The sequence below is a fragment of the Bradyrhizobium sp. SMVTL-02 genome, assembly GCF_051853005.1.
Lineage (GTDB): Bacteria > Pseudomonadota > Alphaproteobacteria > Rhizobiales > Xanthobacteraceae > Bradyrhizobium.
On record NZ_CP182469.1, the window covers coordinates 938,960 to 962,664 of the forward strand.

General features: G+C 59.2%; 27 protein-coding genes. 18 read left to right on the forward strand and 9 right to left on the reverse strand.

Annotated features, from left to right (window positions below; genetic code table 11):
- Positions 1 to 51: 51 nt before the first annotated feature.
- The 5 genes from ACNJYB_RS04465 to ACNJYB_RS04485 form a co-directional block, all read right to left on the reverse strand.
- Positions 52 to 1,935: a feruloyl-CoA synthase gene (locus ACNJYB_RS04465; RefSeq protein WP_439372879.1), complete on the reverse strand. Its 1,884-nt coding sequence runs from the start codon at positions 1,933 to 1,935 to the stop codon at positions 52 to 54.
- Complete coding sequence (locus ACNJYB_RS04470) at positions 1,932 to 2,741, reverse strand: crotonase/enoyl-CoA hydratase family protein (RefSeq protein WP_439372880.1); 810 nt, start codon at positions 2,739 to 2,741, stop codon at positions 1,932 to 1,934. Before ACNJYB_RS04470 ends, ACNJYB_RS04465 begins: the two co-directional genes overlap by 4 nt.
- 205 nt (positions 2,742 to 2,946) lie before the next feature.
- Entirely contained in the window at positions 2,947 to 3,408 is a 462-nt protein-coding gene (locus ACNJYB_RS04475) for a DUF3237 domain-containing protein (RefSeq protein ID WP_439372881.1), read from the reverse strand.
- A 482-nt stretch (positions 3,409 to 3,890) separates the two neighbouring features.
- Positions 3,891 to 5,504, reverse strand: coding sequence for a reverse transcriptase domain-containing protein (locus tag ACNJYB_RS04480; RefSeq protein WP_439372882.1), 1,614 nt, complete (start codon positions 5,502 to 5,504; stop codon positions 3,891 to 3,893).
- A gap of 554 nt (positions 5,505 to 6,058) precedes the next feature.
- Complete coding sequence (locus tag ACNJYB_RS04485) at positions 6,059 to 6,643, reverse strand: ATP-dependent DNA ligase (protein WP_439372883.1); 585 nt, start codon at positions 6,641 to 6,643, stop codon at positions 6,059 to 6,061.
- Between the two features lie 81 nt (positions 6,644 to 6,724).
- On the opposite strand from ACNJYB_RS04485, the gene ACNJYB_RS04490 reads away from it, so the two are divergent.
- Positions 6,725 to 6,901 (forward strand): hypothetical protein, encoded by a 177-nt coding sequence (locus tag ACNJYB_RS04490; RefSeq protein ID WP_439372884.1) that lies wholly within the window; start codon positions 6,725 to 6,727, stop codon positions 6,899 to 6,901.
- 10 nt (positions 6,902 to 6,911) lie between these two features.
- Here ACNJYB_RS04490 and ACNJYB_RS04495 read toward each other — a convergent pair whose 3' ends face one another.
- Positions 6,912 to 7,166 carry a hypothetical protein gene (locus ACNJYB_RS04495; RefSeq protein ID WP_439372885.1) on the reverse strand — a complete coding sequence of 85 codons (255 nt, stop codon included), beginning with the start codon at positions 7,164 to 7,166 and terminating at the stop codon, positions 6,912 to 6,914.
- Between the two features lie 510 nt (positions 7,167 to 7,676).
- On the opposite strand from ACNJYB_RS04495, the gene ACNJYB_RS04500 reads away from it, so the two are divergent.
- The 8 genes from ACNJYB_RS04500 to ACNJYB_RS04535 all read left to right on the forward strand — a co-directional run bounded on the left by ACNJYB_RS04500 (position 7,677) and on the right by ACNJYB_RS04535 (position 17,990).
- On the forward strand, positions 7,677 to 7,907 hold the full coding sequence (locus ACNJYB_RS04500) for a hypothetical protein (protein ID WP_439372886.1): 231 nt from the start codon (positions 7,677 to 7,679) through the stop codon (positions 7,905 to 7,907).
- A gap of 143 nt (positions 7,908 to 8,050) precedes the next feature.
- Entirely contained in the window at positions 8,051 to 10,198 is a 2,148-nt protein-coding gene (locus ACNJYB_RS04505; protein ID WP_439372887.1) for a DEAD/DEAH box helicase family protein, read from the forward strand.
- Positions 10,199 to 10,204: 6 nt separating this feature from the next.
- A complete protein-coding gene (locus ACNJYB_RS04510) occupies positions 10,205 to 11,830 on the forward strand; it encodes an HsdM family class I SAM-dependent methyltransferase (RefSeq protein WP_439372888.1) in 1,626 nt (541 codons plus the stop codon).
- A 17-nt stretch (positions 11,831 to 11,847) separates the two neighbouring features.
- Positions 11,848 to 13,062 (forward strand): restriction endonuclease subunit S, encoded by a 1,215-nt coding sequence (locus ACNJYB_RS04515; protein ID WP_439372889.1) that lies wholly within the window; start codon positions 11,848 to 11,850, stop codon positions 13,060 to 13,062.
- Positions 13,063 to 13,182: 120 nt separating this feature from the next.
- On the forward strand, positions 13,183 to 13,842 hold the full coding sequence (locus ACNJYB_RS04520) for an SOS response-associated peptidase (RefSeq protein ID WP_439375463.1): 660 nt from the start codon (positions 13,183 to 13,185) through the stop codon (positions 13,840 to 13,842).
- 12 nt (positions 13,843 to 13,854) lie between these two features.
- Positions 13,855 to 14,397 (forward strand): DUF4760 domain-containing protein, encoded by a 543-nt coding sequence (locus ACNJYB_RS04525; RefSeq protein ID WP_439372890.1) that lies wholly within the window; start codon positions 13,855 to 13,857, stop codon positions 14,395 to 14,397.
- Positions 14,398 to 14,529: 132 nt separating this feature from the next.
- On the forward strand, positions 14,530 to 15,960 hold the full coding sequence (locus ACNJYB_RS04530; RefSeq protein WP_439372891.1) for an SIR2 family protein: 1,431 nt from the start codon (positions 14,530 to 14,532) through the stop codon (positions 15,958 to 15,960).
- Positions 15,957 to 17,990, forward strand: coding sequence for an ATP-binding protein (locus tag ACNJYB_RS04535; protein ID WP_439372892.1), 2,034 nt, complete (start codon positions 15,957 to 15,959; stop codon positions 17,988 to 17,990). The genes ACNJYB_RS04530 and ACNJYB_RS04535 overlap by 4 nt, the downstream gene beginning before the upstream one ends.
- Positions 17,991 to 18,234: 244 nt before the next feature.
- Here the strand turns inward: ACNJYB_RS04535 and ACNJYB_RS04540 are convergent, their stop codons facing one another.
- Both ACNJYB_RS04540 and ACNJYB_RS04545 read right to left on the reverse strand, forming a co-directional pair.
- Complete coding sequence (locus tag ACNJYB_RS04540; RefSeq protein ID WP_439372893.1) at positions 18,235 to 18,417, reverse strand: hypothetical protein; 183 nt, start codon at positions 18,415 to 18,417, stop codon at positions 18,235 to 18,237.
- Positions 18,418 to 18,474: 57 nt separating this feature from the next.
- Positions 18,475 to 19,146, reverse strand: coding sequence for a helix-turn-helix domain-containing protein (locus tag ACNJYB_RS04545; protein WP_439372894.1), 672 nt, complete (start codon positions 19,144 to 19,146; stop codon positions 18,475 to 18,477).
- A 741-nt stretch (positions 19,147 to 19,887) separates the two neighbouring features.
- Here ACNJYB_RS04545 and ACNJYB_RS04550 point away from each other — a divergent pair.
- The 9 genes from ACNJYB_RS04550 to ACNJYB_RS04590 all read left to right on the forward strand — a co-directional run bounded on the left by ACNJYB_RS04550 (position 19,888) and on the right by ACNJYB_RS04590 (position 23,315).
- Positions 19,888 to 20,223 carry a hypothetical protein gene (locus tag ACNJYB_RS04550; protein WP_439372895.1) on the forward strand — a complete coding sequence of 112 codons (336 nt, stop codon included), beginning with the start codon at positions 19,888 to 19,890 and terminating at the stop codon, positions 20,221 to 20,223.
- 9 nt (positions 20,224 to 20,232) lie between these two features.
- Positions 20,233 to 20,982 (forward strand): hypothetical protein, encoded by a 750-nt coding sequence (locus ACNJYB_RS04555; protein WP_439372896.1) that lies wholly within the window; start codon positions 20,233 to 20,235, stop codon positions 20,980 to 20,982.
- Positions 20,983 to 21,178: 196 nt separating this feature from the next.
- Complete coding sequence (locus ACNJYB_RS04560) at positions 21,179 to 21,517, forward strand: helix-turn-helix domain-containing protein (protein ID WP_439372897.1); 339 nt, start codon at positions 21,179 to 21,181, stop codon at positions 21,515 to 21,517.
- A 13-nt stretch (positions 21,518 to 21,530) separates the two neighbouring features.
- Complete coding sequence (locus tag ACNJYB_RS04565; RefSeq protein ID WP_439372898.1) at positions 21,531 to 21,821, forward strand: hypothetical protein; 291 nt, start codon at positions 21,531 to 21,533, stop codon at positions 21,819 to 21,821.
- Entirely contained in the window at positions 21,818 to 22,264 is a 447-nt protein-coding gene (locus tag ACNJYB_RS04570) for a hypothetical protein (protein ID WP_439372899.1), read from the forward strand. Before ACNJYB_RS04565 ends, ACNJYB_RS04570 begins: the two co-directional genes overlap by 4 nt.
- Positions 22,261 to 22,590: a hypothetical protein gene (locus ACNJYB_RS04575; protein WP_439372900.1), complete on the forward strand. Its 330-nt coding sequence runs from the start codon at positions 22,261 to 22,263 to the stop codon at positions 22,588 to 22,590. Before ACNJYB_RS04570 ends, ACNJYB_RS04575 begins: the two co-directional genes overlap by 4 nt.
- Positions 22,587 to 22,766 carry a hypothetical protein gene (locus ACNJYB_RS04580; RefSeq protein ID WP_439372901.1) on the forward strand — a complete coding sequence of 60 codons (180 nt, stop codon included), beginning with the start codon at positions 22,587 to 22,589 and terminating at the stop codon, positions 22,764 to 22,766. Before ACNJYB_RS04575 ends, ACNJYB_RS04580 begins: the two co-directional genes overlap by 4 nt.
- Positions 22,753 to 22,896, forward strand: coding sequence for a hypothetical protein (locus ACNJYB_RS04585; protein ID WP_439372902.1), 144 nt, complete (start codon positions 22,753 to 22,755; stop codon positions 22,894 to 22,896). Before ACNJYB_RS04580 ends, ACNJYB_RS04585 begins: the two co-directional genes overlap by 14 nt.
- Positions 22,893 to 23,315, forward strand: coding sequence for a hypothetical protein (locus ACNJYB_RS04590; protein WP_439372903.1), 423 nt, complete (start codon positions 22,893 to 22,895; stop codon positions 23,313 to 23,315). The genes ACNJYB_RS04585 and ACNJYB_RS04590 overlap by 4 nt, the downstream gene beginning before the upstream one ends.
- 59 nt (positions 23,316 to 23,374) lie before the next feature.
- On the opposite strand, the gene ACNJYB_RS04595 is transcribed toward ACNJYB_RS04590, so the two are convergent.
- On the reverse strand, positions 23,375 to 23,704 hold the full coding sequence (locus ACNJYB_RS04595) for a hypothetical protein (protein WP_439372904.1): 330 nt from the start codon (positions 23,702 to 23,704) through the stop codon (positions 23,375 to 23,377).
- Position 23,705 lies beyond the last annotated feature (1 nt).

Here is a 23,705-nt window from a genome sequence, read left to right on the forward strand (position 1 = left end):
TTGCGGGGAGAGGTGAAGAATAGAGCCGACTGGTTCATTCCCATTGTCACATTAGCCGACCGATATCACACGCTCCGACGGATTGGCAGCATAGAGCTCGTCGATCAATGCGGTGCGATGTTCCAGCACCGCGCGCTGGTTGATCGAGCCCTTGTCGGTGACCTCGCCCTTGTCGATCGAGAGCGGCGTGTCCATCAGGATCGCCCGCGTGATCCGCGTCGAGGATCCCGTGGCCTGGCTGAGGAAACGGGTCAGGCGCTCGCGGAAAGCCTCGCGCACCAGCCGGTCGCGCGTGGCGACGACGAGATCGTCCGCCGGCAGCGTCGGGTTGATCAGGCGGCAACCGTCGAGATCGAGCACGACCAGCGCGGAGATCTCGTCGCGGTTGATGCCGGCGATGACGACGTCGCGCACCAGCGGCGCGCAGGCCGCGGTGAGGCGCGCGCGCAGGGGGCCGACGCTGACCCAGGTGCCGCTGGCGAGCTTGAAATCTTCGCTGACGCGGCCGTCGAAATCGAAGCCGGCGTTGAAATCGTCAGGGTCGGCCGGCTTGAGCGCATCGCCCATCTTGTAAAATCCTTCCTCGTCGAAGGATTTTGCGGTGATGTCGGGTTGGCGCCAGTAACCGGGCATCACGTTCGGCCCCTTGGCGCGGACCTCCAGCTTGCCGTTGTTCGGCACCAGCTTGGCGTCATTACCGGACACGGGCAGGCCGACATGGCCGGAGCGGCTGGTGCGCGGATTGACCGACATGAAGAACGGCGCCGTCTCGGTCGCACCCAGGCCGGTCAACATCGGCACGCGATAGCCCTTTTCCTTTACCGCGAGCTCGTCGAGGCTGTTCCAGACGAACGGCGACAGCGCGGCGCCCGAGAAGAACATCGCGTGCAGCCGGTCGAAGAACTTTGCGCGCAGGCCCTGGTCGTCGCGCAAATAGGGCAGCAGCGATTCATAGCCCTTGGGCACGTTGAAATAGACCGTCGGCGAAATCTCCTGGAGATTGCGCACCGTCTCCTCGATCCCGCCGGGCACCGGCTTGCCGGCGTCCAGATACATCGAGCCGCCATTGTAGAGCGTCAGGCCGATATTGTGATTGCCGCCAAAGGTGTGATTCCACGGCAGCCAGTCGATGATGACGGGCGGGTCGTCCTTGAGGAAGGCGAGCGTCTCGCGCAACATCACCTGGTTGGCGCAGATCATGCGCTGGGTGTTGATGACGGCCTTGGGATTGCCGGTCGAGCCCGACGTCAGCAGGAATTTTGCGATCGTGTCGGGGCCGATCTTGCCGTGGACCGCGTCGAGATCGCCGCGGATCGGCGTCGCCATGAGGTCTGCGAGCAGGGTGACGTCGCGGCCCGGCACGGCGCCCCATGAGGCCGCGATCTCGGTGCCGAGCGAGACATTGGCCGCGAGCGCGTCGGCGAACTTGTCGGCGTCCTCGGCGAAGACGAGGCCCGGCGTCAGCAGCTTCATCAGGTAGGACAGCTTGCCGTAATCCTTCGAGACCAGCGAATAGGCCGGTGACACCGGGCAGAACGGAATGCCGGCATAAAACGCGCCGAAGGCCAGCAGCGCATGGTCGATCGAGTTGCCGGAGAGAATGACGACCGGACGCTCGGCCGACAGGCCGCGCGCGATCAGGCTCGATGCAATATGCCGGCTCGCGGTGAGCAGCTCGGCATAGGTGATCTTGCGCCAGCCGCGGCCGCCTTCGCGCTCGGCCATGAAGACGCGGTCCGGCGTCGTCGTCGCCCAGTGGTGCAGGCGGTCGGTGATGCGGTCCGGATAGTCGCCGAGCGGGTGCTTGGGCCTGAGGTAAATCGTGCCGTCGTCGCTCCGCTCGACATTGACGACGGGATCGCCGAACGAAATGGGCCGCAGCGGAGAAGTGCTCGCGCCGCGCTCCATGCTGGAAGAGGACGGCTGCGCGCTCATGACTTGGGTTTCACCTTCGCGGTCTTGTGCTCGAGGAATTCGCGGATCCTGCGCTTTGCCTCTTTATCGCTCTGCGCGACGGTGGCCATCAGCGATTCCATCAACAGGCCCGTTTGCGGGTTGGCTTCCGCGATCATGGGCAGCGCCTGGAGCACGGCGAAATTCGTGAGCGGCGCGTTGGAGGCGATCTTGGTCGCAAGCTCGAGCGCCTTGCCGAGCCCGTTGGCGGCCTCCGTGACATATTGCGCGAAGCCGTAGGATGCGCCTTCGGTCGCGCTGTAGACGCGGCCCGTCAGCATCATGTCCATCATCCTGGCGACGCCGATCAGCCGCGGCAGCCGCACCGAGCCGCCGCCGCCGACGAAGATGCCGCGCTGGCCCTCCGGCAGCGCGAAATAGGTCGAGGGCTCGGCGACGCGGATATGCGCCGCGCAGGCAAGCTCCAGCCCGCCGCCGATCACGGCGCCCCTGAGTGCCGCGATCACGGGCACGCGGCTGTACTGGATACGGTCGAACACCCGGTGCCACATCTGGGAATGCAGCAGCCCGCCGGTGGCGTCATGCTCGGTCAGCTCGGACAGGTCGAGGCCTGAGGAGAAATGGTCGCCGATGCCGTGGATGACCACCGCGCCGATGTCCTCGGGCAGCGAGGCAAAACACTCGCCGATTTCCAGGATGATGCCGTCATTGAGCGCATTGCGCTTGGCCGGCCGGTTCAGCCCCACGGTCAGAACCCGGTCCGCCCGCTCGATCCTCAAAAGCCCGGAGGCACCCGCGCCAGCGGTCTCGGCGTTTCCCTGTGTCATTTGCGTCCTTGTCAGAATAGTTATGTTGTATAACGAATTTTGGCAGAGTCAAGGTCTCACCCCCCCTTGAGGGGGCGGGTCGCTCGCGCTTCAGCGCGAGCGGGGCGGGGTGACAGTCCCTCAACGCCAACGGTGTCTGCGGTGAGATCACCCCCCGCGCGCCTTCCGCTGCGCTCCTCAGCGGAGGGTAAAAAAAGACAGTCCCTCACACCACCTGATGCACGTCGATCACCACGCGGTCCGCATGGCGCGCGGCCGAGCCGACGAAAATGTGCTCCATCAGCCAGCGATACGTCTTGTGCCCGGTTTCAAACTTCGGCACGGTGCGGAAATAGATCAGCTTAGGATCGACCGGCTCGCCGCGCTTGAGCTTCTGCAGGAGTTCGACGGGCCCGAAGCGCATGCCCTTGTTCTCGATATAGACGACGGCGCCGTCGTCGGTTTCGAAGGCGTACTTGGCCTCTAAGTCGATCAGCTCGTTGGGGCGGATGGTCTGGAAGTCGGCGCCGAAGGGCAGCACTTTTCCGGTGATCGCGCCCGTCACCTCGCCGCCGATGATCGGGATGATGCGGCGGACGCCGATCCCGGTCTCGCCGGCGGTGACGACGTCCCCGATGCGCGCGGTGATGGTGAAGACGTATTTGGTTTCGAGTGTGGGGGTGGTCATCGCTCAACTCCAATCGGTCACTCCAAGCGCGGTGCCCTTCCTTCTCCCCTTGCGGGATGCGCTAGGGCGGGAAAAGGTCAATGAAGTCAATAACAGACGACCCCAGTGTCGGCCCAGTGTCGGGAAACGCTTTTTTCAGGCGTTTTCCAGTATTTTTTCGGCGCGCCGCCCATGGGCATCCTGGTCGCGGCTATAGCCCGGATGCGCCGGATTTTGATCTTGAGCCAACGCAACGGTCATAGCCATGCGATGCTTCGAGACCAGGCCCTCCAAGCCCATGCGGCAGGCCGCGATGAATAGGCGATTTTGGACAGAAGCGGACATCAACCAACGACAAACTCAGCTGAAACCGTCAAGAATGAACCACAGCAGACGTTCGCGTCATGTAGTCTGGTATGCTCGGCTCGGAGGCTCGCCGGCCTCAAATCTTGCGAACTAGCTTCGTCTCACTTTGTTCAAGCTCGTCGGCGAGATGAGCGGCGCTACTTCTTATTCATTGCGATTGTTAGAAGCTTATTTAGTGGCCCGTGGTTCCCCCAATTCGTCCTTGCGTTCTGCCTCTCTACCTTCGGCCATTTGCGCGACGAGAAGTAGATGGCGCTCTGAATGTAGGGGGGTGACGTAGTGTAAACGCCCTGCAAGGTAATCCGCCGGGAATGATCCCCATAACGTCCGATGAATATCGCCGCCACTGCCCGGAGGGTCTCGTGCCGATTGGCGTCCTGAAGGATATCCAGCGCGGTCTTGACGGACGCATCGTCGTACTTGTCCGCTTGAGAGAGCGCCGCAAGAATCCACATCTTCTGCCAGTCGGTCAGCTCCGAATCCACGAGCAGGGCTAAAAGGGCATTGAGAACGCCCTCGAGTTTCAGGAACTTGGCAACGTACGATGCATAAATCTGGGCCATTGACGGCCGTTTTTTGAATGACTCCAGCACATGCTGAAGTGCGTGATCTGACTCAGCTTTGGCGAGCAAAGGCAGGCAGAACCGCTCAATGTTCTCCTCTTGTCCGAGATATGTTCCGATGGAATCGAAGAGCTGCTTCGTCGCTTCCAGACTGAGTTCGTCCTCGTTCTCTTCCTCTTCCTCATCGTCTTCCCATTCGGACTGAAAGCCGTAATCGGCGTCGAAGTCATCATCGTTCAGCTGTTCACGGATCTCCTCGACGGCTTCGTCGAATAACTCCTGCAGGTCCGGCTCTTCGGAATGAAGCTGATTTCTCGGAATGATCTTGCACTTAGCCTCATTCAGGACGAGATCATAGCTGCGTAGCCGAGGGATAAGCTGTCGCAGCAAACTCTCCGCAGCCTCGACGCTCTCGATGAAAACGTACAAATCATCCACGTAGCGAGCTGCCAGCACGCCCTTGTCCTTCAAGAAGCGATCGATTGGCTCCATGTAGAAATTTCCGAAGAGGTCTGATGGAAACATTCCCTGCAGTATTCCACGCGACGATCTGTTGCTTGTGTAGCTGGTTAAAAGCGTTTCTAGCCGGTTCAATAGCTCACTCGCGTATCCAGAGTCGTTCAGCACGTTAATCAGCGTGTGAAGGTTCATCGAGCCGAAGTAGTTGGCAACGTCGATCTTGAGGATGTATTTGATCCCCTGTTCCTGCGAATGCTTCGCCAGCGCGCTCTGCAAAGCGCTCCAGCAAGTCCTAGTAGGCATGAACATCGCCGGGTTATCCAGCGCCGCAAGTTGGTGACTGAACGAGCGTGAATGGTCAGTCTTCTTCTGAACGATAGGGGCTGCTTGGTCTGCCAGAATCTGATAGAGCAACCGATCGTGGGGAAGAAGAATGCTTCCTGGGCGCGAGAAACTCGGCCCCAATCGCACGGGGTTCACTGCGACCTGTATGCGAAACGACTTCGGGACTTCGATCGTGATAGGCAGGCCGGGGCTGTATGCGCCCTTGGATAACGCCGCCCTTACCTCCTGGATGAGTTCATCCCCCGCCTTTGCGTAGATGAAGCCGATGTGGGGTGCGTAGATGAAGTCGGACCGAAGGTCGTGGCTAATCCGCTTGAGCGCGAGTTGCCAATCGATTTTAGCCATCACCGCCCCGTCTAGGCCGAAAGGTATCTTGTCCGACATGCTGACCGCTCCGTATCGCGGTAAGATGCGGCCCCGTTGGTGGTATTTCAACCCCTAGTTAGCGACGACAAATCTTGCAGCCGTGAGCTGGTCTAAGCGTTCTTTATCGGCAGCTTTCTTCGAAATTCCTAGTCAAAGGAAGGCACCATCGAGCAAGTGGTCTAGCAAAATGGATTGTCATTTGCGGAGCGCTTGCTCGCGCCTTGCGCGATCGCGCTCCAACGCGGTACTGATTGCGTCGCTGGGACGCTGAAATCCCCAGCACCCGTCGATCAGCAGCGTTTGTGCCAAATCAGCAGGAGGCCCGCCGAGGTAGCCTTGAAGAACCAGGCCCTAGCGCCATCAGCGCTGGGGTCTATTATTTTTGGCTATGCGTTTTGAGATTTACACGGATGAGTGGGGCAATGCCATCCAGTTTATTGAACTTTATTGCGCAAGGTGGACGTGGCGAAGAAACGCGCCGCGCAGTTGGTCGACGAACATGCCGTTGAGTTGTGGGACGGCCCCAAGCGCACTGCGAAGTGCGCGGAGGCTTGATCCTGCGCGGCCGCGTGTCACAGCTCGCGCTCCATTGCAGGATGGCTGCGGTTCTTGACCTTGATCCAGAACTTTTGTCGGCCGCCGCGGTACGGCCGATCGCGATGCTTCGAGACAAGTCCCTCAAGGCCCATGCGGCAGGCCGCGCGAAACAGGTCTGGCCCAATCTCGCCCCGCTCAAAGGGCGCAACGGTGATGCCGTCCGGCCGCCGTGCCAACAGCCGTTCCAAGTTCGTCTTGCGCAAATGCAGAGGCAGCTCGCGCAAGTCATCGCCGCCCATTGCCAGCAGATCGAAGGCGTACAGTTGCACGTCGTGGTCATGCTTCCGAGAGTGCAGCGCGTTGAAATCGGAGATGCCATCCAACCCGAGTACGACCGCCTCGCCGTCGATCGCGAAACGCTTCTGCTTGTTCTTAAGAGCGGCTTCTACAATCCAGGGATAGCGCTGACTCCAGTCGCTGCCGTTGCGCGATAGCAAGCGCACGCGCTTGTCCTCCCGGATGACCAGCATCCGGTAGCCGTCGTGCTTCACCTCGTGAATCCAGTCCGGGCCCGATGGGACCTGCTTGCCGGCGATGGCCAGACAGAGCTCGTACGCCATACGCATGATGGCAAGATATGGAGTTTCGGAGGATTTTACGAGCCTGGAACCGATGGGCCAGGGCTGCCGTTGAGATCGGCTATGCCGATCGAGTTCCTACATGGACGCCCGCTTGAGCCGGATGAGCTGGTCATGATCCGGCAGCAGATCGAGGGCTTCGATAGGATCGAGGCCATTGATCCCGAAGTTCGCGGCATCGTTGAACGCAATTGGCCGCAACTGCTATCGAAGCTGCCGCCGGAGGAAATTGAGCCGTAAAAGGGCCGCGTCACCCTGGCTTTCGGTCGATCAGCCGCACATAGGTCCCGCTCTCGTGAAGTTCGAGCCAGCCGCGCTCGATGGCGCGCTTGATACCGGCGCCGAACTCCTCGCCGCTGGCCTTCAGGGTGAAGAGGAACGGCGCATTGATTTTCTCGATGTGGATGCGGCCATCCTGGACGGGCTCAATGTCAGCAGCGATCTCGACGAGCTTGCGGGCTGCGATTTCCGGATCGGCGAAGGGGCGTTCGGTGGTGAGCTTCATGCGGTGTCAAGCGGTGGGCGATTCGGACGTGCAATTGGATTCGTGATTTACCTGCCGTAGCGGGAAATTCACTAGTGGCGTCCGCGCGAGACCACCCCAATCAGTAGCGGCTTGCCAAATGTTCTCATTTCGTTCACGGTGCAATCGGCGTGAGTGACACTCGATGGACGCTGACCGAGAACGAGAAATCATCCGGCTTTGGCACCGCCTGCGCCTCCTAGAGCAGCACGGCCGAGCGGTGATCGCCGTTCTCCGGCAGATCGAGAAAGCCCTGGCGGAGCGGGAACGTCATGCAGGTTGATTTTGTGCGGCGCGAGATCGAACGGATGCGAACCCAAGTGCCTCGTCAGCGGGCCGAAATCCGACAGTTCCAACACGCTGAATTTCGACGGCATCGGCCGAGGCGCTCTTGGAGCGGATGCTCAACAAGATCGGCGAACTGTGCGCCGAACGGGATCGGCTCAAGAAAGAGCAGCCGCCGGTCAAGGGCCGGGTGTTGGGTGGACGGTCATGGTGAACGAGCGTCCCCAATGGTTCGACGACACGGATGACCATTCGCCGTGGATAAAAGCCTTGGCCGAAGTCAGGAACAGGGCCGCCCGCGAGGGTTGGTGCTATCAACACGTCCAAGCGATTATCGTCGCGATCGACCAGTATGCCGAGGCGGCGCTGGGTAACCGGCAGTTCTTTTTGAACAAGCCCCACAGCATCGGCGGCGGCAGGAAAGACCAAAGCCTGTAGGAGGACCCATCCAGCTAAACTGGACGGCCGAGCAGAGGCGGCACCACGGTCAGTTTTGGACAATCGTTGAGGTTGAAACTGACATAAGAGCGTGCATGGTGGTGGGAACTGCCCCCGGGGGGCATCGCGGGGGGCGCAATCAGGTGACCAATGAAGCTTTCGCGCGGGTCAAGATCGACCAGCTTCTTAGGGATGCCGACTGGCATCTCACCGATGGCCTTAGCGTGCGCTACGAGTATCCGCTCAGTGACGGCGGGAAGGCTGACTATGCTCTGTTCGATCGACAAGGGCGGGCGCTAGCGGTCCTTGAGGCAAAAAGTACGAGCGTAACTCTTAGCGCCGGCGAGACACAAGGACGACGGTATGCCGACCAACTCGGCGTACCCTTCATATTTCTCTCCAACGGCGAGGAAATCTGGTTCTGCGACAAGGATCATGACGCCCATTTCCGGCAGGTCGAAACCCTGTTCAGCCAAGATGACATTATCCGGCGCCAGGCCGCGCGACTTATCCGACGCAACCCACTCGACATTCCGATCGATACACGGATCGCAGGAAGCGACGGACGCTTGCATCAGAGCGCCTGTATCGAAACTCTCTCGCGAGAAATCTTCAATGGTCGCCGGAAAATGCTTGTTGAGATGGCGACCGGTACTGGCAAGACCCGCACAGCGGCGGCACTACTAAAACGGCTGTTCGAGGCCAATTGGGTTACGCGAGCTCTGTTCGTCGTTGATCGGAATGCACTGGCGATCCAAGCTGAGGACGCATTCGCCGAGCACTTGCCGCATCTCCCCTGCTACCGCGTCCCACGCACGGGCCGCAGGTTTCAAGACGAGAAGCGGGTAACAATCGTCACGTTGCAGACGCTTGTGAACGAATATGAGAATTATTCCTCAGGCTATTTTGATCTGATCATCATCGATGAATGCCATCGCAGTATCTACGGTCAATGGCGACGCGCGCTCGACCATTTCGACGGTATCAAGATAGGTCTGACCGCAACACCGTGCGTTATGCAAGATGCACCAGACCTTGATGAGGATGATCGCGCAGCCATCCGTGATAGCCTGAGGTTTTTCGAACTTAGCCGTCCAACTTACAGCTATGGGATGTCCGAGGCGATCGCTGACGGTCATTTAGTTCCCTACGAAATTTACCGCGCAATGACGACCCGTACGGCGGCCACAGACGGATTCCCTGTCTCGAGAAATGAAATCGATTGGGAAGCGCTCGATCCGACTTCCCGCACGGAGCTTGAGGGGCTTTTCGCGGAGCGCGACCCGATCATCGTCGATCCGACCGCGCTAGAGCGCCGTTTCACCATTCCGGAACGTAACCGCGCTATGGTGCGGGAGTTTCGCCAAGTTCTCGAAAACGGATATACCGGCCCTAATGGAGTTCGCCGCGCGCCAGACTGGGGCAAGACGATTGTGTTTGCAGTGACCAAGCGCCACGCGGAAACGTTGGCACGAATGTTCGATCAGGAATTCGCCGACAAGAAGCCAACTCCGAGCATGCGTTATGCCGATTTCGTGGTCTCCGGTTTGGGGCCGGACGATAGCGTGGATGGCCCGTCAAAAATCAAGCGCTTCAAGAAGGAGGAGTTTCCGCAGATTTTGGTTAGCGTGAATATGTTGGACACGGGCTTTGACTGCCCAGAAGTCCGCAACCTCGTGATGGCCCGGTTCACACATAGTTCGATTCTGTACCAGCAGATGCGCGGGCGAGGAACGCGTGTTTCGCCTGGCAAGAGCCGATTTACGATGTGGGATTTTTCGGGCGTCACACTGCGCCATGGCGACGACGAAGCCCCTGGCGAAGGTGGTGTTGTTATTGTACGCCCAGCCGCCAGATCGAAAAGTACACCGCGCCGCATGCTAACGCTCGATGTGCACGATGAAATCGATCCGACCACTCGGGAATGGGTGACAGTAGACGAAGCCGGTCATGCGTTCATGGACGTCGACGAGGCTCGAGCGGAGGCTTACGGCGCCGCGTTCGAGACTTGGCTGAGCAGCCGTACATTCAATTCAGATCAGCTTCGCGTGCTGCATCTCGTCAAAGAGCAAATCAAGGTGAACGCAGCGCAGCTTACGCTGTTTGAGAGCTGGCGCTTCGACAGTCCGCCACTTTCCCTGAACGGCGGTTTCGAGCGTGCGCGCGCTGTGTTCGGCAATGAAGCGGAGCTGGAGCGCGTCTTGACCAGCATGAACGAAGCTGTATTCGGCGATGCGTCCCAATCTGCTTTCCCGAACAATCCTACCCAGTCTCCAGAAGATGAAGGCTAATGCCGAATGCCATTTACGCCTGACATGCGCCGCAAGGTCGATCAAGTCCGCGATTATCTATACGGCGGCGGCTATCCCGACCCGCTGTCCAACGCGGAGCAACTCAGCTTCCTGTTCTTCTTCTATATGATCGAAGGGCTCGACGCGGCCAACATTCGTCAGGCGAAGGCGACTAAGCGCGATTATACATCGCTGTTCGCCGGAAACTGGACGATCCGCAATCCCCTGAACGCCCCGGCCAAGGGCGTCGAGACATTCCCGCGCGACCGCATGCGCTGGTCCTCCTGGGCCAATGCCATGTCGGGCGATCAGCTTGTTACCTTCGTGCGCGACGAGGTTTTTCCCTTCTTCGCTACTATCGGCGATCAATTCGGCATGAGCTTCATGGCGCAGGCGCGCCTTGCCATTGACGAGCCAACGGTACTCACCCAAGTCGTGACGCTTGTGAACGAGCTGCGGCTGGAGCAGGCCGATCCCGACACTAAGGGCGACCTGTTCGAGCATGTGCTGCGCCAGATCAAACAGGCAGGTGAGCTTGGCCAATTCCGTACGCCCCGCCATATCATTCGCGCCATCGTTGATCTGGTCGATCCGAAAATCGGCGAGACGGTCTATGACCCCGCCGCTGGCACCGCCGGTTTCCTCGTTGCCGCCTATGAGCATATCCGCCTCGCCAATTCCTCCGCCAACGGGCGCGAGGTGGCAGAACTGGAGGGCAAGAAGTTCGAGCGCGGCCTCGGCGATAAGCTGAGCGCGGCGCAATGGCGCAAGCTCCAGACCGAGACCTTCTACGGAAACGATGTCGATCCCAAGATGGTCAGTCTCGCCAGCATGAACTTGGCGCTTCGTGGACTGCCGGACGTGCGTATCCTCAAGCGCAACGTGCTGACCACGAGCTTCGACCGTCAAGCCAAAGCTGAGAAGGGTCTGCCGCTGGACGGCTATGACGTAATCCTCGCCAACCCGCCCTTCTCCGGCCGGATCGACCGCGACCGCATTGTCGATGACGTGAAGATCGGCACCACCACCGCAACCGAGCTTCTGTTTGTCAAATACATGATTGACAATCTGAAGCCGGATGGTCGGTGTGGCGTCGTTGTCCCCGAAGGGGTGCTATTTGGCTCGACAGGTGCACACAAAGAACTTCGCCGCACACTCATGCAGAACAATCGCGTTGAGGCGGTGCTGTCCTTGCCCGGCGGCGTGTTTCAACCTTACTCCGGGGTCAAGACTTCGGTGCTGGTGTTCACGGCTGGCGGGCGGACGGAACGGGTGATGTTCCTCCACGCCAGCAATGACGGTTTCAAGCTCGATGCCAACCATGACCAGCCCATCGAGGCTGACGACCTGCCCCGCCTGATCACCGCTTTTAGGAACCGGAAGGAAAATTGGGGCACATGGCAAGCGCGCGATGCAGCCAAACCCTGGATGGAAAATTGGTGGTTCGCCGAAGCCGCGACAATCGAGCACGAGGATTGGAACCTCTCGGCTTCGCGTCACCGACCCGAGAGCCGCCAAGCGGCCGAGCATCGCGATCCGCGCGAGTTGCTGGAGGAATTGCAGGAGGACGTCGAAACCATCCTCGGTGACATCCAGGCCCTTGCGGCGGAGTTGCGGGGGGAAGCGGCGTGAGTGCTTGGCCGCAAGTAATGCTCGGGAAGCTGATCGTCGAGGCTGCCTACGGGACCAGTGTTAAATGCTCGGACCGGGCCGAGGGCATTCCAGTTCTTCGGATGGGCAATGTCCGTTATGACGGCACGCTTGATCTGAGCGACCTGAAATACGCCTCGTTGACGGATGCCGAGCTGGCGAAGTTCGGTATCGAGGAAGGCGACATTCTCTTCAATCGAACAAATAGCAAGGAGCTGGTTGGCAAGACCGGCCTCTGGGATGGCCGCTTCCCTGCGGCGGCAGCGTCCTACTTCATCCGGGTTCGCGTCGCTCGTGACGTCGTGTTTCCAAGATGGGTTTGGCGCTTCATGAATTCGGCCGCCATGAAACATCGCCTATTCGCGACCGCAAGAGGGGCGATCGGTCAGGCCAACATAAACAGTGAGGAACTGAAGTCTTTTCTGCTGCCCCTCCCGCCGCTCGAAGAACAGCGGCGGACCCTGGCGCTGCTGGACCAGGCGGCGGAAATCAAGCGCCGCGCTGAGGCCGCACGCGCCAAAGCCCGCAGCATCATCCCCGCACTCTTCCTAGACACCTTCGGCGACCCTGCCACCAATCCGAAGGGATGGCCTGTCCAAATCTTGGCCGAATTGGCGGACATCGGTTCGGGGCTGACCAAGGGGAAGAAATTGAACGGTACGCCGATTGTGCCCACACCTTACCTTCGCGTCGCCAACGTTCAGGCCGACCGTCTCGATCTCTCTGAAATCAAGCTGATAGATGCCACCGAGGATGATCGGAAGCGGTGCCGGTTGGAGATCGGCGATCTCCTGATGACCGAGGGGGGCGACATCGATAAGCTCGGGCGGTGCGCCATGTGGCGCGGTGAAGTCGATCTTTGCCTGCACCAGAACCATGTCTTCCGCGTGCGGATGGGAAAGGCAGTCATTCCCGATTACGCTCGGGCATTCATGCAGAGCGAGGCCGCGCGGGGCTATTTCTTGCGGGTCGCGAAGCGGACGACAGGCATAGCGTCGATCAACAAGACCCAACTCGGTCAATTGCCCGTCTGGGTGCCTCCCATCCCGCTCCAAACCGACTTCGCCGAGCAGGCCCAACGCATCGAAGCCAGCGCCCGTGTCCTCGACGCTGCTGCGGCCAAAACCATTGCTATGGAGGCCGCGCTGACGGCCGAGGTTTTTGGTGAATTGTCACACGGTAACCCCGACAAACAGCCAATGGCGGCCGAATGAAGTACACCGCTCTCCGCTCCCATTGAAGCTGGTCGTCCGCCGATGGCGGCGGCCCGACCATGTTTGCAAAGATTGGCATCATGCGCGCCGCGAATGCTCATCTGTGATAGACCTGACTGCATGTGCAACTTGTATTCGGTCACGACCAACCAAGAGGCGATCCGCGCGTTATTCCGTGTGGTCAACCGCTACGTCGGTAACCTGCCGCCGATGCCGGGCGTGTTTCCGGACTATCCGGCGCCGGTTGTGCGCAACGCAGCCGAGGGCGAGATGGTGCTGATGCGGTGGGGCATGCCGCCGCCACCGCGCACAGGCGGGCCGCCGGTCACCAACATCCGCAACACGTCATCGCCGCACTGGCGCAGCTGGCTCAAGCCCGAGAACCGGTGCTTGGTCCCAGCGAACAGCTTTGCTGAATACGCACCCGAGCCGAACCCGGAGACGAAGAAAAAGGACGTCGTCTGGTTCGCGCTGAATGAGGATCGTCCGCTATTCGCCTTCGCGGGCATCTGGGCCGAGTTCAAAGGTGACCGGGGCACCAAGTCGAAGCCGATCCCGGGACCGCATCTGGTCTATGGCTTCCTGACCACCGCGCCGAACGCCGTGGTCGGACCGATCCATCCCAAGGCCATGCCGGTGATCCTGACGACCGACGAAGAACGGGACGTTTGGATGCGGGCTCCGTGGGATGAGGCGAAGGCTTTGCAGCGGCCGCTCGCGGATAATGCGCTTAAGATTGTAATGCGCGGGCCGGACAAGGAAGACCGCGCGGCTGTATAGATGGAGGTAGCCTTGACGCTGGAAGAACTCGCAAAGATCGCTCCACTTGGGACCGTGATCATTGCGCTCAGCGCACTTGGTGTCGCGACGTGGTCGTTGCTGACCCAGAAAGCAATTGCCCGTCGGCGCGCGGCGATCGACTTCTTCCTCAAAACAGAGATGGACGAGAAACTGTTGATCGCTTACGACAAGTACAGAAGCGCAGTAGATGTGCTGCGAAACGTCAACGACTTAAACGCATTCTGCAAAACCGATGAGTATCACCACGTACGAAGCTATCTAAACGTTCTTGAGTTGATGGCGGTAGGTATCGAGAACAGCACTTTTGAAGAACGCATCTGTTACGTCTATTGGAAGGGCTTCGTTTTAGATGCGATGCGCGACACGGCCAAACTGATCGACCATATCCGAACACAGCACAACGCGGACCTCTACTTCCGGAGCTTTCGCCAACTTCATTATCGGTGGATGACCAACCCCGAACTTGCGCCACGTTGGCAGCATAGAGGCCCGCCGCTACGGCGCGGACCTATACCTCTCACCCCACCGCCATAGCATGGCACCGTATCCCGCGGCGCTTCTTTTAAGAGGAGAACCGCGAAGTAGGTGCTATCCCCAGCAATCTAGGGCTGTACTTTGCGCCATGGATTCGGCGATGCTGGAACCGAGGGGTTAGGGCGGCAACAAATGAACGGAATGATTGAGGGAAACGTCAGGACTTTCAAATTCTTACGAAATGGCGATGCAGAAGCCGCCGAGATGGACTGGGAAAAGGGCATCGATACCGCTCGCCAGGCCATCTCTGAGGCATTGAATGCCAAGAACATCGCTTTCCTCCTTGGAGCGGGATGTTCATCCCTGATGAGGGACGGCACCGATGTCGGCATCCCCACGATGGCTCCGTTGGCGAAAGAGTTTTGCGCAGCGACATTGGCAGCGGTAATGCCCGGTTTGGCTATGCCAGAGCCAGATGAAGATCTTCAACTGGACACCGAAACAATAAGCAACGCCCAAGCCCATTACGTTAGGGGCGAGGACGGGGCCGAGGTTGCGCTTAGGCCAAACCTCGTCAATGAGGCAGAGTCACAATCCGAGACATCTCTCCTGCCTTGGCGACTGACTAACGCTGAATACGACTGCTTGACCGCCCTCGGGATCGACCTTGAGAGTGGATACAATCGCAATCTTGAGCGCCTCATGGAGGTTCTCTTTAGCCAACGTTTCGTCCTGCGTAAGCGGCACGATGCTTCTCGGTGGCCGCAACTTGATCTGATCAATAGCATCATCGAAAAGGTGCAAGCCTTCTTATGGAGCCGGCTGACCGATGGTGCCTTCAATAAAGGCGACACAGAAGTTCGTGATCTCTACGAGCGCTTCTACAAGAAGCTTGTCCTGCGCGACCGATCCCTGCCAAGACCGTGGGTCTTCACGACGAACTATGATGTTTTTAATGAACTTGCTATGGACCGCCTGGGCATTCCCTACGCCAATGGCTTCTCTGGCGTAGTTGAACGTCGGTTTAACCCCGCGAGCTTTCGATATGCGCTCGCTGAGCAATTAGACGTCGGAAATCGCAAGTGGGCTGCGGTCGATGCTTTTGTCTACCTCTGCAAGCTCCACGGTTCTGTGACTTGGACGGAAGACAGCCATGGACTATTTCCGATCCGTGAAGTCTGGCCGCAAAATGATCCCAAGCGGATGCTGATATATCCCACACCGGCCAAGCAGAATGCGTCTCTTGCCTCGCCTTATGCCGATCTCTTTCGAGAATTCCAGTCACGCATCGTGCGTGAACAGAATGTTTTGATAACGGCCGGCTACGCATTCGGCGATGAGCACATAAACAACATTATCTACCAAGCTCTCACGATTCCGACATTCCGGCTAATCGTTTTTGCAGACCCGGAGACCGAGGGAGAGATTACCAAGCTTCGTCTCCTTCGAGACCCCAGAATTTGGATCATTGGCGGTGATGGACCAACAGACGGCTCACGTGCGCACTACTTTGACACCATAGTCGAATCCTTCATGCCTCAACGTCCCAGTGACCGCATTGATGAGGCGGTTCGCAAAGTAATGATCGAGATGGCACCACGATCAAGGGATTGGGACGAATGAGCAACGATGATGGCAAGCGAGCGATTGGAAAGGTGGTGTCTGTCGCCGCCGATCGCTTTGTTGTCGAGATGCATGCTGGCACGGACAACTTTACTTTCGTCGGATTTGACGACGTCCACTATGTCGCGCGGCTCGGGTCCTTTCTCATGATTCCTGCCCAGTCCGAATATGTGGTCGCCGAGGTCGTTGGTCTGCGCGAACGAGACACTGGCCGACCGGACGAGCGGCGGGATTTTGACCGCGCAGGTTCATCGAAATTCTTGGACGTGGTTCCTGTTGGGATGCTCCCAGCACGAGGGGGACTTTTTCGCTTCGGAGTGTCCGTCTTTCCGTCGCTCTATGCTGATGCGCTTTACGCGCTTGATCACGAACTCGACTACATTTTTGAAACGCAATCTCCTATTGAGCCCTCAGTGGGATTGAACGGCGCAGCTTGCATCCCTGCCGATGCAAATCGATATCGGGTCCTTTCGATCGGCAAGTCCGTGATTTTCGAGGATTACGAAGTCAAAGTTCGCGTTGACGAATTCTTCGGTGGGCATGTTGCGATACTCGGGAACACCGGCAGTGGCAAATCTTGCACCGTTGCATCGATCCTTCAGTCGCTATTTGAAAAGCCGGACGAACATCACGCCCGGGGCGCTACCTTCGTCGTTTTTGATGTTAACGGCGAATATCGGCCTGCCTTCGAGCCGCTGGCAAAGGTCGACCGGATCGGAATACAGCGTGTCGTATTAGACGGTACTACCGCGGGTTTCCGACTTCCCCACTGGTTTCTCGAAATGGCAGAATGGGAGCTTCTGCTTCAGGCCAGCGAAAAAACGCAGCTGCCGGTTCTGAGAATGGCCCTTGGTCTAACTAGCCTTTTCCGCGATAACTCGCCCGAGGTCCTGGAGGTCAAGGAGCACTTCATTGCGACCTGCATCGTCGAATGCTTCCGAGGAGCCGACGGAGATTCTCCGGTTGCGAAGTTTCAGCGGGTCGTTTCCCTGCTTCAGAAATATCCGACGAATAACCTAAATATGGTTCTCCTCAACCGGTTTAATCCCAACCTTCAGTATGGCAATTTCGCTGGTCCAAACAGTCAGGAAGAATTTCTAGAAAAGGTCCGCGTAAGAATTCGCGAAGACGTGCATTTGCCGTCCTACAACCACACACCGTTCGCTTTCGACGATCTAGAAGAGTGCCTAGATTTCGCAATTTTGTACGAGGAGGCGCACGGGAACCGCCAAATTCGTGACTACTGCTCATCCTTAGTCACCCGGTTAAAGTCGCTAAAGGACAGAGAGGAGTACGCTTTTCTTCGGCACAGCAATGGGGAAATCGCTACAGCGCCGTCCGCCGCTCAATTCGTATCCGATCTTCTCGGGCTTACGGGTGCAGGCGCAACCGTGACGAAAAAGAACCAGATTATTATTTTAGACATGAACGATGTCGAAGATGAGGTGGTTGAGCTTGTAAGCTCCGTGACGGCCCGCATGCTTTTCAAGCTATTACGACGAGCCGATCCAAGGAATCGGTTTCCTGTCCATCTGCTTTTGGAGGAAGCTCATCGCTATATCGGCGCAACGCCATCACGCTATGCGTTAGACGCTACAAAGGGATTTGAACGCATTGCCAAAGAGGGCCGCAAATATGGTATGTTCGTCCTACTCGCATCGCAACGTCCAAGCGAGCTTTCAAAGACTGTCCTTAGTCAGTGCTCCAATTTTGTCGTACACCGAATTCAGAACCCTGATGACCTCTCTCAGATACGGCAAATGACTCCATTCATTTCCGATGCGCTGCTCAAACGTCTCCCCTCGTTACCTAAGCAGCACGCTCTGGTGTTTGGAACATCCGTCAATTTGCCGACAACTTTCAAGGTAAGGGAAGCTCGGCCACGCCCACACAGCGACGATACCAGAATTGTGGACCTTTGGTTTCACGAGGGAGGAAGACCGGCAGGTATTCGTCTCCTGCCGGAAAACGCCGAGACTAAGGACGACGATGATCCGGATGAGACCATGTACTTCGAGGAGCGGACTTAACGGAGGACGCATATCGGAAAAGACCCATTAACTCATCGGTCGCCCGGTATCCGTAAAGATGGCCTCGCGAACTCCTTTATGTACTTCCGCGTATCGGGATGATCGAGCTTGATGCCGCGCAGTTCACCGCGGCATGTAGCGGAAGATGGGCGCCGTCTCGACGACCACGTCATCGAACAGGACGATGCCTGCCGTGTAATTGGGGGCGCGAACCTGCGAGAGGATTTCGGTGATGATGCCCTCCTTATAGCGAGGAGTTGACCTCGTGATCCGAAAACTTTTCGGTCTCCTTGGATAGGCGGCGCTCTTCGTCCACCAGTCCCTCGGTAACGCCGCAATAATCCCGGAAGGAACTCGACGACGTGATGTATTTGGCGGTTAGCGCCCGCAGGTCATGCCTGAACTGCTCATTGCCGATTTTTTCCATTGAGCCTTCTCGGATTTCGTTTCCCGTTTGACTGTCACAGCCGCACGCTCGCAGCGGTTAGCATTTTGCGATGCATGACGTTCCTGACAGCGATTTCGCTAGCCGGTCCAGTTGTTCCGCCGTGGTGCGGTAGCTTTCCGCAATCCCCCTCAGAGCCTCACGCCGAGAAGCAGACTTCGTGTGCATGGCCAACTGGTCGGCTTCATCTGCTTTGTCGCGAAATCGGTTCGCTTGTTCTGCAAAATCGGGGTCTCTTGCGGCCAGCGCTTCGCTAACGAGCTTCGGCCCTCGCGCCACTTTCTCATCCGGTCCAGCGGGCCTCGCCGCTTGAAGCGCCGCCAGCTCAACAGCGGCGTTTTTAATCGCGTCCTGAATTTCAGGGAGGTAGTCGTCGGCGTCGGGCCGGTGCGTCACATAGTTCGGATCGCCGCAGTAGCCGTCACTGCATTTGCAGATTGCGCCGTTGTGCTCGATGATTTCGTTGATCGCGCGTCGCACGCTGGTTCGCGACATGCCGAGCCGCTTCGCAATGGCGCTGATCGAGATCGGAGGGAGCCCAGCGCCGTCGTTGACCCTGATCGCCATCATCACAAGTATTATGTCGGCCACCGCTGCGGCGTGCTTTCCGCGCCCCCACTCGGTGTGCAAGACCGCGCAGATGGTGAGTACCATGTTGTAGACGATCGCAGCCTGGTGGTGCCACAGGCCGAAGGGGACGCCGCCGTGCATTGCCTATTTTTCCTGAAAGCACCGAGCGTTTAGCGCAGCAGTCCCAGCCTGCAAGTTACGATCCCTTAACGCCACGCACTGCGTTCATTTATGAGATCTTTATACGGCGACGCATTGCATGGGACCGGTGCCTACAATTGTCGCATGGCCAAATTGTCCAGGTTGACGACTCTCGCGTCTCGATGAAAAAGGCCCGCCCTTCGGATGATGAAGGGCGGGCAGTGTCGGCAAGGTGGACCCGATACGGCCGCGCGTAGCGGTAGTCGGGCATGTGCAAGTCTTCCTCGCCGGTCCATCTGTCCTAAAGGTTGTCGTTCGGGTTGACCATAGTCAACTCGGACGGCAACTGACCAATCGCTCAACTCGCATTTCAACTGCGGCTGTGCTGAAAAGATGTGCGGCAAGATTCATTTCGCCACAATCATCATCCTAATCATCGTTCCATCGGGAAACCGATGCAAAGCAGCGGCAAAAGCCGCGCGGTTAAAATGTGCAAGATGGATACGGGCACCGATGAGACGCTGCGGTGACTGCTCGTTGTGCTGCAAGCTTTTGCCTGTGCCACCTTTGCAGAAGGCGGCTGGCGAACGTTGTCGCTTTCAGAAATTCCACAAGGGCTGCGCCGTCTATCACACTGTGAAGATGCCGCCTGAGTGCGGTCTCTGGAATTGCCGTTGGCTGGTCAATGATGATGCCGACGATCTATCGCGACCCGATAGATCGCACTACGTGCTCGATTTGATGCCCGACTTCGTCACGGTGCGCGATGACGCGACCGGCGAAGGCCAGAACATTCAGGTCGTCCAGATATGGGTCGATCCCGCTCACTGCGATGCCCATCGCGATCCCGCCCTGCGCCGCTGGCTGATCCGCCGCGCCGAGAAGGGCATCGCCGCGCTGATCCGCTTCAATTCGAAGGAAGCTCTCGCTGTCTTCGCGCCGCCGTTCGACTCGGCTGGCCAATGGCGCGAGATTGCCAGCGGCGTCTCTGTGGGCCGCACCCACTCATTCAAGGAAATCGCGAAGGCGCTCGGTGGTCGAGCGTCGGCGACCATCGAGCCGGACGGCAAGGGATAGGTTGAGGGAATGGCTTACAGCAATGAACTGACCGAGATCGCGCTCAACGAACTGAAGCTGCATGGGGTGAAGGGACAATCCCGAGACACCAACGGAGGGCACATCGAGATCGCTTGGCAGGTGGTGCCGGAAAAGGAGGTCCGCCGCGTCTTCGTCGCCAAGACCGCCAGCGACTGGCGGGCCCGCATGAACACCCGCGCCGAGGTTCGCAAGTTGCTGCGCGCCGACAACGTGACGCTGAAGGCCCAGAACGAAAGGCCGCAGAAACCGAAGCCGCTGACGAAGGCGCTGGAGTTGCCCCAGCCCGACGCCGTCGTCCCGATACCGGACCAGATGAAGGCACTGCGCGGCGAAGTCGCTGACCTGACCGAGCTGGTCCTCCGCCTCACCAAGATCGCGGCGGGCATGCGCGAGGTGCTGACAACTCACGTTCCGAAGCCGCAGCCCGAAGCCCCAGTGGTGAAGCCGTCGTCACGCAGCATCAAATTGGTCGAGTATCTGGCGCTCGACAGATGGGTGTCGATCTCGGCCCTGGTGCGCGACACCGGACTGACGCCGACGCAGATCAAATTGAAGCTGCACTATCTCAAGACGCACAGTCAGATCGAGATTTACCGTGGCGAGGTCAGGCTGAAGCCAACGGAGACGCAGCCGCCCACGAAAAAGGCTGCGAAGAAGGAGAAGCTCAAGACAAAGCCGCCCGCTCGGAAGAAGCGCGCCAGGCAGCTGCACCAAGTGGAGCAAGCCGCAACCGCATGAGGGATGATCCCTGAGAGCGCGGCAACGAGGAAGGAGAATTGCCCGAGACCAAAAAGGGGAAGGAACGCACGAAAAACAGCGCAGGCCCGCAGGCCCGCGCAGGATTACCTGGGCAAGGGAATTAAGGAGCGCAAATATGCGCCGTAGACAAAAGACATCGCCGCGTGCGGTGAACGATCAGGACCGGGAAACCGGAATGCGTATCCGCTCGCGGCGGCTGGAGCTGCACATCAGCCAGGCTGAGCTGGGCGAGGCGCTGGGCATCACCTTCCAGCAAATCCAGAAGTACGAGAAAGGCGTCAACCGTGTCGCGGCGGCGCGGCTGTCCGAGATCGCTACTGTCCTCAAGACCACGATGGCGGCGCTGATGGGCGAGGACCAGGCGCGCGAGGGTAAGCAGGACAGTGTGGTCAGTGAGTTTGTTTCGAGCAAAGACGGCATCGATCTGATCGAAGCTTGGTCACGACTGGAAAGCCAGCAGGTCCGGCGCAGCATCATCTCTTTGACACGTTCGCTGGCTGCCGAAGGGCACTAATGTGGAGGGTTCGATGTCTGACGACGACGATCCGGAAGTGCATTCTCCACCTAACGAGCGGCGCATCGACGCGGTGTGGGCCTTCATCTCCACCGACGAGAACGGCGAAGGCCTCTGCGCTGGGCCCTTGATGGGGCCTGGCACGCTGGTCCCGCTGATCGCTGCCGACGAGGTGCGGCTCCAGATGTTGATGCCTTGGGCGCGCGGTATCGCCCAGGCGAGCGGCAAGACGATCAAGCTGGTCAAGCTGTCCCGCCGCGAGGACCTGATGGACATCAGCCCGAATGGAGGGCCGATGCAATGAGCGGTGTGCTTATCATCGGCGAAGCCGAACAGGCTGCCATCGCCACTGCAATCCGGTCGGCCCTGGCCAAGCCGATGCCCTGGGAAAAGATGCGGCAGCTGATCGTCGACGACCGGGACAATCCGAGCAACACGCTGACACTGGACGAGCGGCCGAACGCCGACCGCATCGAAGCGCTGCGCCGGGAATATCCGACCTATCCGGTGCAGCTCGGCTCCTACGTTGCCGCGATCTCGTTCGAGGAGCAGCCCAACGGGCTGTTCCGCCACATCTCGATTGCATCGCGCAATCCGGGCAAGGTCCCGAACGAGCACGCTGCCAAGATGCTGCTGGAGGCGTTCGGCTTCTCCGGATATCCGCCGAGCCGCCCCTATCGCGTGTGGGTCGAGGAATACGAGCCCGGTCGCGTCGCCATCAACTTCATCGAGCTGGAGCCGGCATGACCGAGCACACCAAGGACAAGCTCGCTGCCGTTTTGCGCGAGGTCGGACTGCACGAGATGGCCGAGCGCGCAGCGACCGGGTACTATCACGATTTCCTGTCGCCGCTGGCTCTCCCGGAGATGGAGCTGGAAAAGGATCTGCGGGTCGCAGTCGGGGTCGCGCTATCGTTCAACGACCAGAAACGCGCCCAGGCCATCGAGGCCGTCCGGAAGCGGCACCTCAATGGCGACTTCGACGCAAGCCCGGAAGAGTCCGACGCCTGGGCCGACAGCGAAGAAGGACAGGATGCGTTTCGGCGGCTGATCGAACCGGGGCGGAAGAAATGACCAGCAAGGACGAGATCATCGAGCAGGCCGCGCGCATCATCGATGTGAACGCCTTCACCCGCTTCCGGACCCAGGAGGGCATGATCAAGCGGCAGGCCATCGCCAGGCGAAAGGCCGCTGAAATCCTTTCGATGCTGTGCGCCGCCGCGCAGGAGGGATCGAATGAGCCCGGATAAAGGGACGCTGGCGCTCGCGGTCTTTTTGCTGCTCGCGGTCGCGAATGCCGTCGCGTTCGTTCAGTTCCAGCGGTCGAGGAAGCGGCTGAACCGCGCCCTGGACGAACTGGAGAAGCTGCTGCACCCATGACGAAGGATGACGACGACAACATCATCCGTTTCCCGACGTTCCTTCGCATCGAGGAGCCGCCGCCCGGCATCGAGCGCGTCTTCCGGTGCTATGTGCTGGTCAACCGCGAAACGGCAAGGGTGCCGCTCAACGACTGGGCGAGCGCTTCCGCGTCGCGGCACGCCACCATCAAGCTGACCAGCCTTGACCCCTGGCGCGTCGCTCAGACCTACATTGGCGACGTGCACATCAGCACCGTCTTTCTCGGGCTCGACCATCGCTTCTTCGGCGACGGGCCGCCGCTGCTGTTCGAGACGATGATCTTCGGCGGGCGGCTCGACGAATTCCAGAACCGGTGCGCAACCTGGGACGAGGCCGAGGCGATGCATGCCGAAGCGGTCGAGCAGGTTCGCCGTGGGCACCTTCGCGTGGTCAAATAAAAAAAAGCCCGCCGAAGCGGGGCCGAGGCCGGGAGGGCCAATGCGCAGTTATTTCATGTTCACGCCGCCGCGAAGGCGAGACCGCGCGCCGTCCAGATCGAGGACAGTGCAAACTCGATGTCGCTGTCCGGCACGTTCGATCCGAACTTGCTAGGATCGCTTTCGATGGCAGCCGCAATGGTCGGGTTAGATGAGATAACGTGTGCAGAGACCAGCTTCGGCTTCTCGTCGCCGCGAATGACCATCTCCGAATAGGACATGCGCGCATCGTGGTCCGGTGTGGTCGGGTCCTCGGTCGCAACTGCCTGCGCGACTTTGAACATGATCATCATGACTCGACCGGCGAACTCGTCGTTCGATGCGGTGCCGATGAGGTCGATAGCAGCCATC

Coding starts and splice junctions, on each gene's coding strand:
- ACNJYB_RS04495 (WP_439372885.1), bottom strand. CDS start 7,166: ATGAAGCTCACCACCGAACGCCCCTTCGCCGATCCGGAAATCGCAGCC.
- ACNJYB_RS04515 (WP_439372889.1), top strand. CDS start 11,848: ATGCTCGGGAAGCTGATCGTCGAGGCTGCCTACGGGACCAGTGTTAAA.
- ACNJYB_RS04485 (WP_439372883.1), bottom strand. CDS start 6,643: ATGGCGTACGAGCTCTGTCTGGCCATCGCCGGCAAGCAGGTCCCATCG.
- ACNJYB_RS04540 (WP_439372893.1), bottom strand. CDS start 18,417: ATGGAAAAAATCGGCAATGAGCAGTTCAGGCATGACCTGCGGGCGCTA.
- ACNJYB_RS04545 (WP_439372894.1), bottom strand. CDS start 19,146: ATGCACGGCGGCGTCCCCTTCGGCCTGTGGCACCACCAGGCTGCGATC.
- ACNJYB_RS04575 (WP_439372900.1), top strand. CDS start 22,261: ATGACCGAGCACACCAAGGACAAGCTCGCTGCCGTTTTGCGCGAGGTC.
- ACNJYB_RS04585 (WP_439372902.1), top strand. CDS start 22,753: ATGAGCCCGGATAAAGGGACGCTGGCGCTCGCGGTCTTTTTGCTGCTC.
- ACNJYB_RS04500 (WP_439372886.1), top strand. CDS start 7,677: ATGGTGAACGAGCGTCCCCAATGGTTCGACGACACGGATGACCATTCG.
- ACNJYB_RS04470 (WP_439372880.1), bottom strand. CDS start 2,741: ATGACACAGGGAAACGCCGAGACCGCTGGCGCGGGTGCCTCCGGGCTT.
- ACNJYB_RS04480 (WP_439372882.1), bottom strand. CDS start 5,504: ATGTCGGACAAGATACCTTTCGGCCTAGACGGGGCGGTGATGGCTAAA.
- ACNJYB_RS04475 (WP_439372881.1), bottom strand. CDS start 3,408: ATGACCACCCCCACACTCGAAACCAAATACGTCTTCACCATCACCGCG.
- ACNJYB_RS04530 (WP_439372891.1), top strand. CDS start 14,530: ATGAACGGAATGATTGAGGGAAACGTCAGGACTTTCAAATTCTTACGA.
- ACNJYB_RS04565 (WP_439372898.1), top strand. CDS start 21,531: ATGTCTGACGACGACGATCCGGAAGTGCATTCTCCACCTAACGAGCGG.
- ACNJYB_RS04590 (WP_439372903.1), top strand. CDS start 22,893: ATGACGAAGGATGACGACGACAACATCATCCGTTTCCCGACGTTCCTT.
- ACNJYB_RS04465 (WP_439372879.1), bottom strand. CDS start 1,935: ATGAGCGCGCAGCCGTCCTCTTCCAGCATGGAGCGCGGCGCGAGCACT.
- ACNJYB_RS04560 (WP_439372897.1), top strand. CDS start 21,179: ATGCGTATCCGCTCGCGGCGGCTGGAGCTGCACATCAGCCAGGCTGAG.
- ACNJYB_RS04535 (WP_439372892.1), top strand. CDS start 15,957: ATGAGCAACGATGATGGCAAGCGAGCGATTGGAAAGGTGGTGTCTGTC.
- ACNJYB_RS04595 (WP_439372904.1), bottom strand. CDS start 23,704: ATGGCTGCTATCGACCTCATCGGCACCGCATCGAACGACGAGTTCGCC.
- ACNJYB_RS04510 (WP_439372888.1), top strand. CDS start 10,205: ATGCCATTTACGCCTGACATGCGCCGCAAGGTCGATCAAGTCCGCGAT.
- ACNJYB_RS04580 (WP_439372901.1), top strand. CDS start 22,587: ATGACCAGCAAGGACGAGATCATCGAGCAGGCCGCGCGCATCATCGAT.
- ACNJYB_RS04550 (WP_439372895.1), top strand. CDS start 19,888: ATGCCCGACTTCGTCACGGTGCGCGATGACGCGACCGGCGAAGGCCAG.
- ACNJYB_RS04570 (WP_439372899.1), top strand. CDS start 21,818: ATGAGCGGTGTGCTTATCATCGGCGAAGCCGAACAGGCTGCCATCGCC.
- ACNJYB_RS04520 (WP_439375463.1), top strand. CDS start 13,183: ATGTGCAACTTGTATTCGGTCACGACCAACCAAGAGGCGATCCGCGCG.
- ACNJYB_RS04490 (WP_439372884.1), top strand. CDS start 6,725: ATGCCGATCGAGTTCCTACATGGACGCCCGCTTGAGCCGGATGAGCTG.
- ACNJYB_RS04555 (WP_439372896.1), top strand. CDS start 20,233: ATGGCTTACAGCAATGAACTGACCGAGATCGCGCTCAACGAACTGAAG.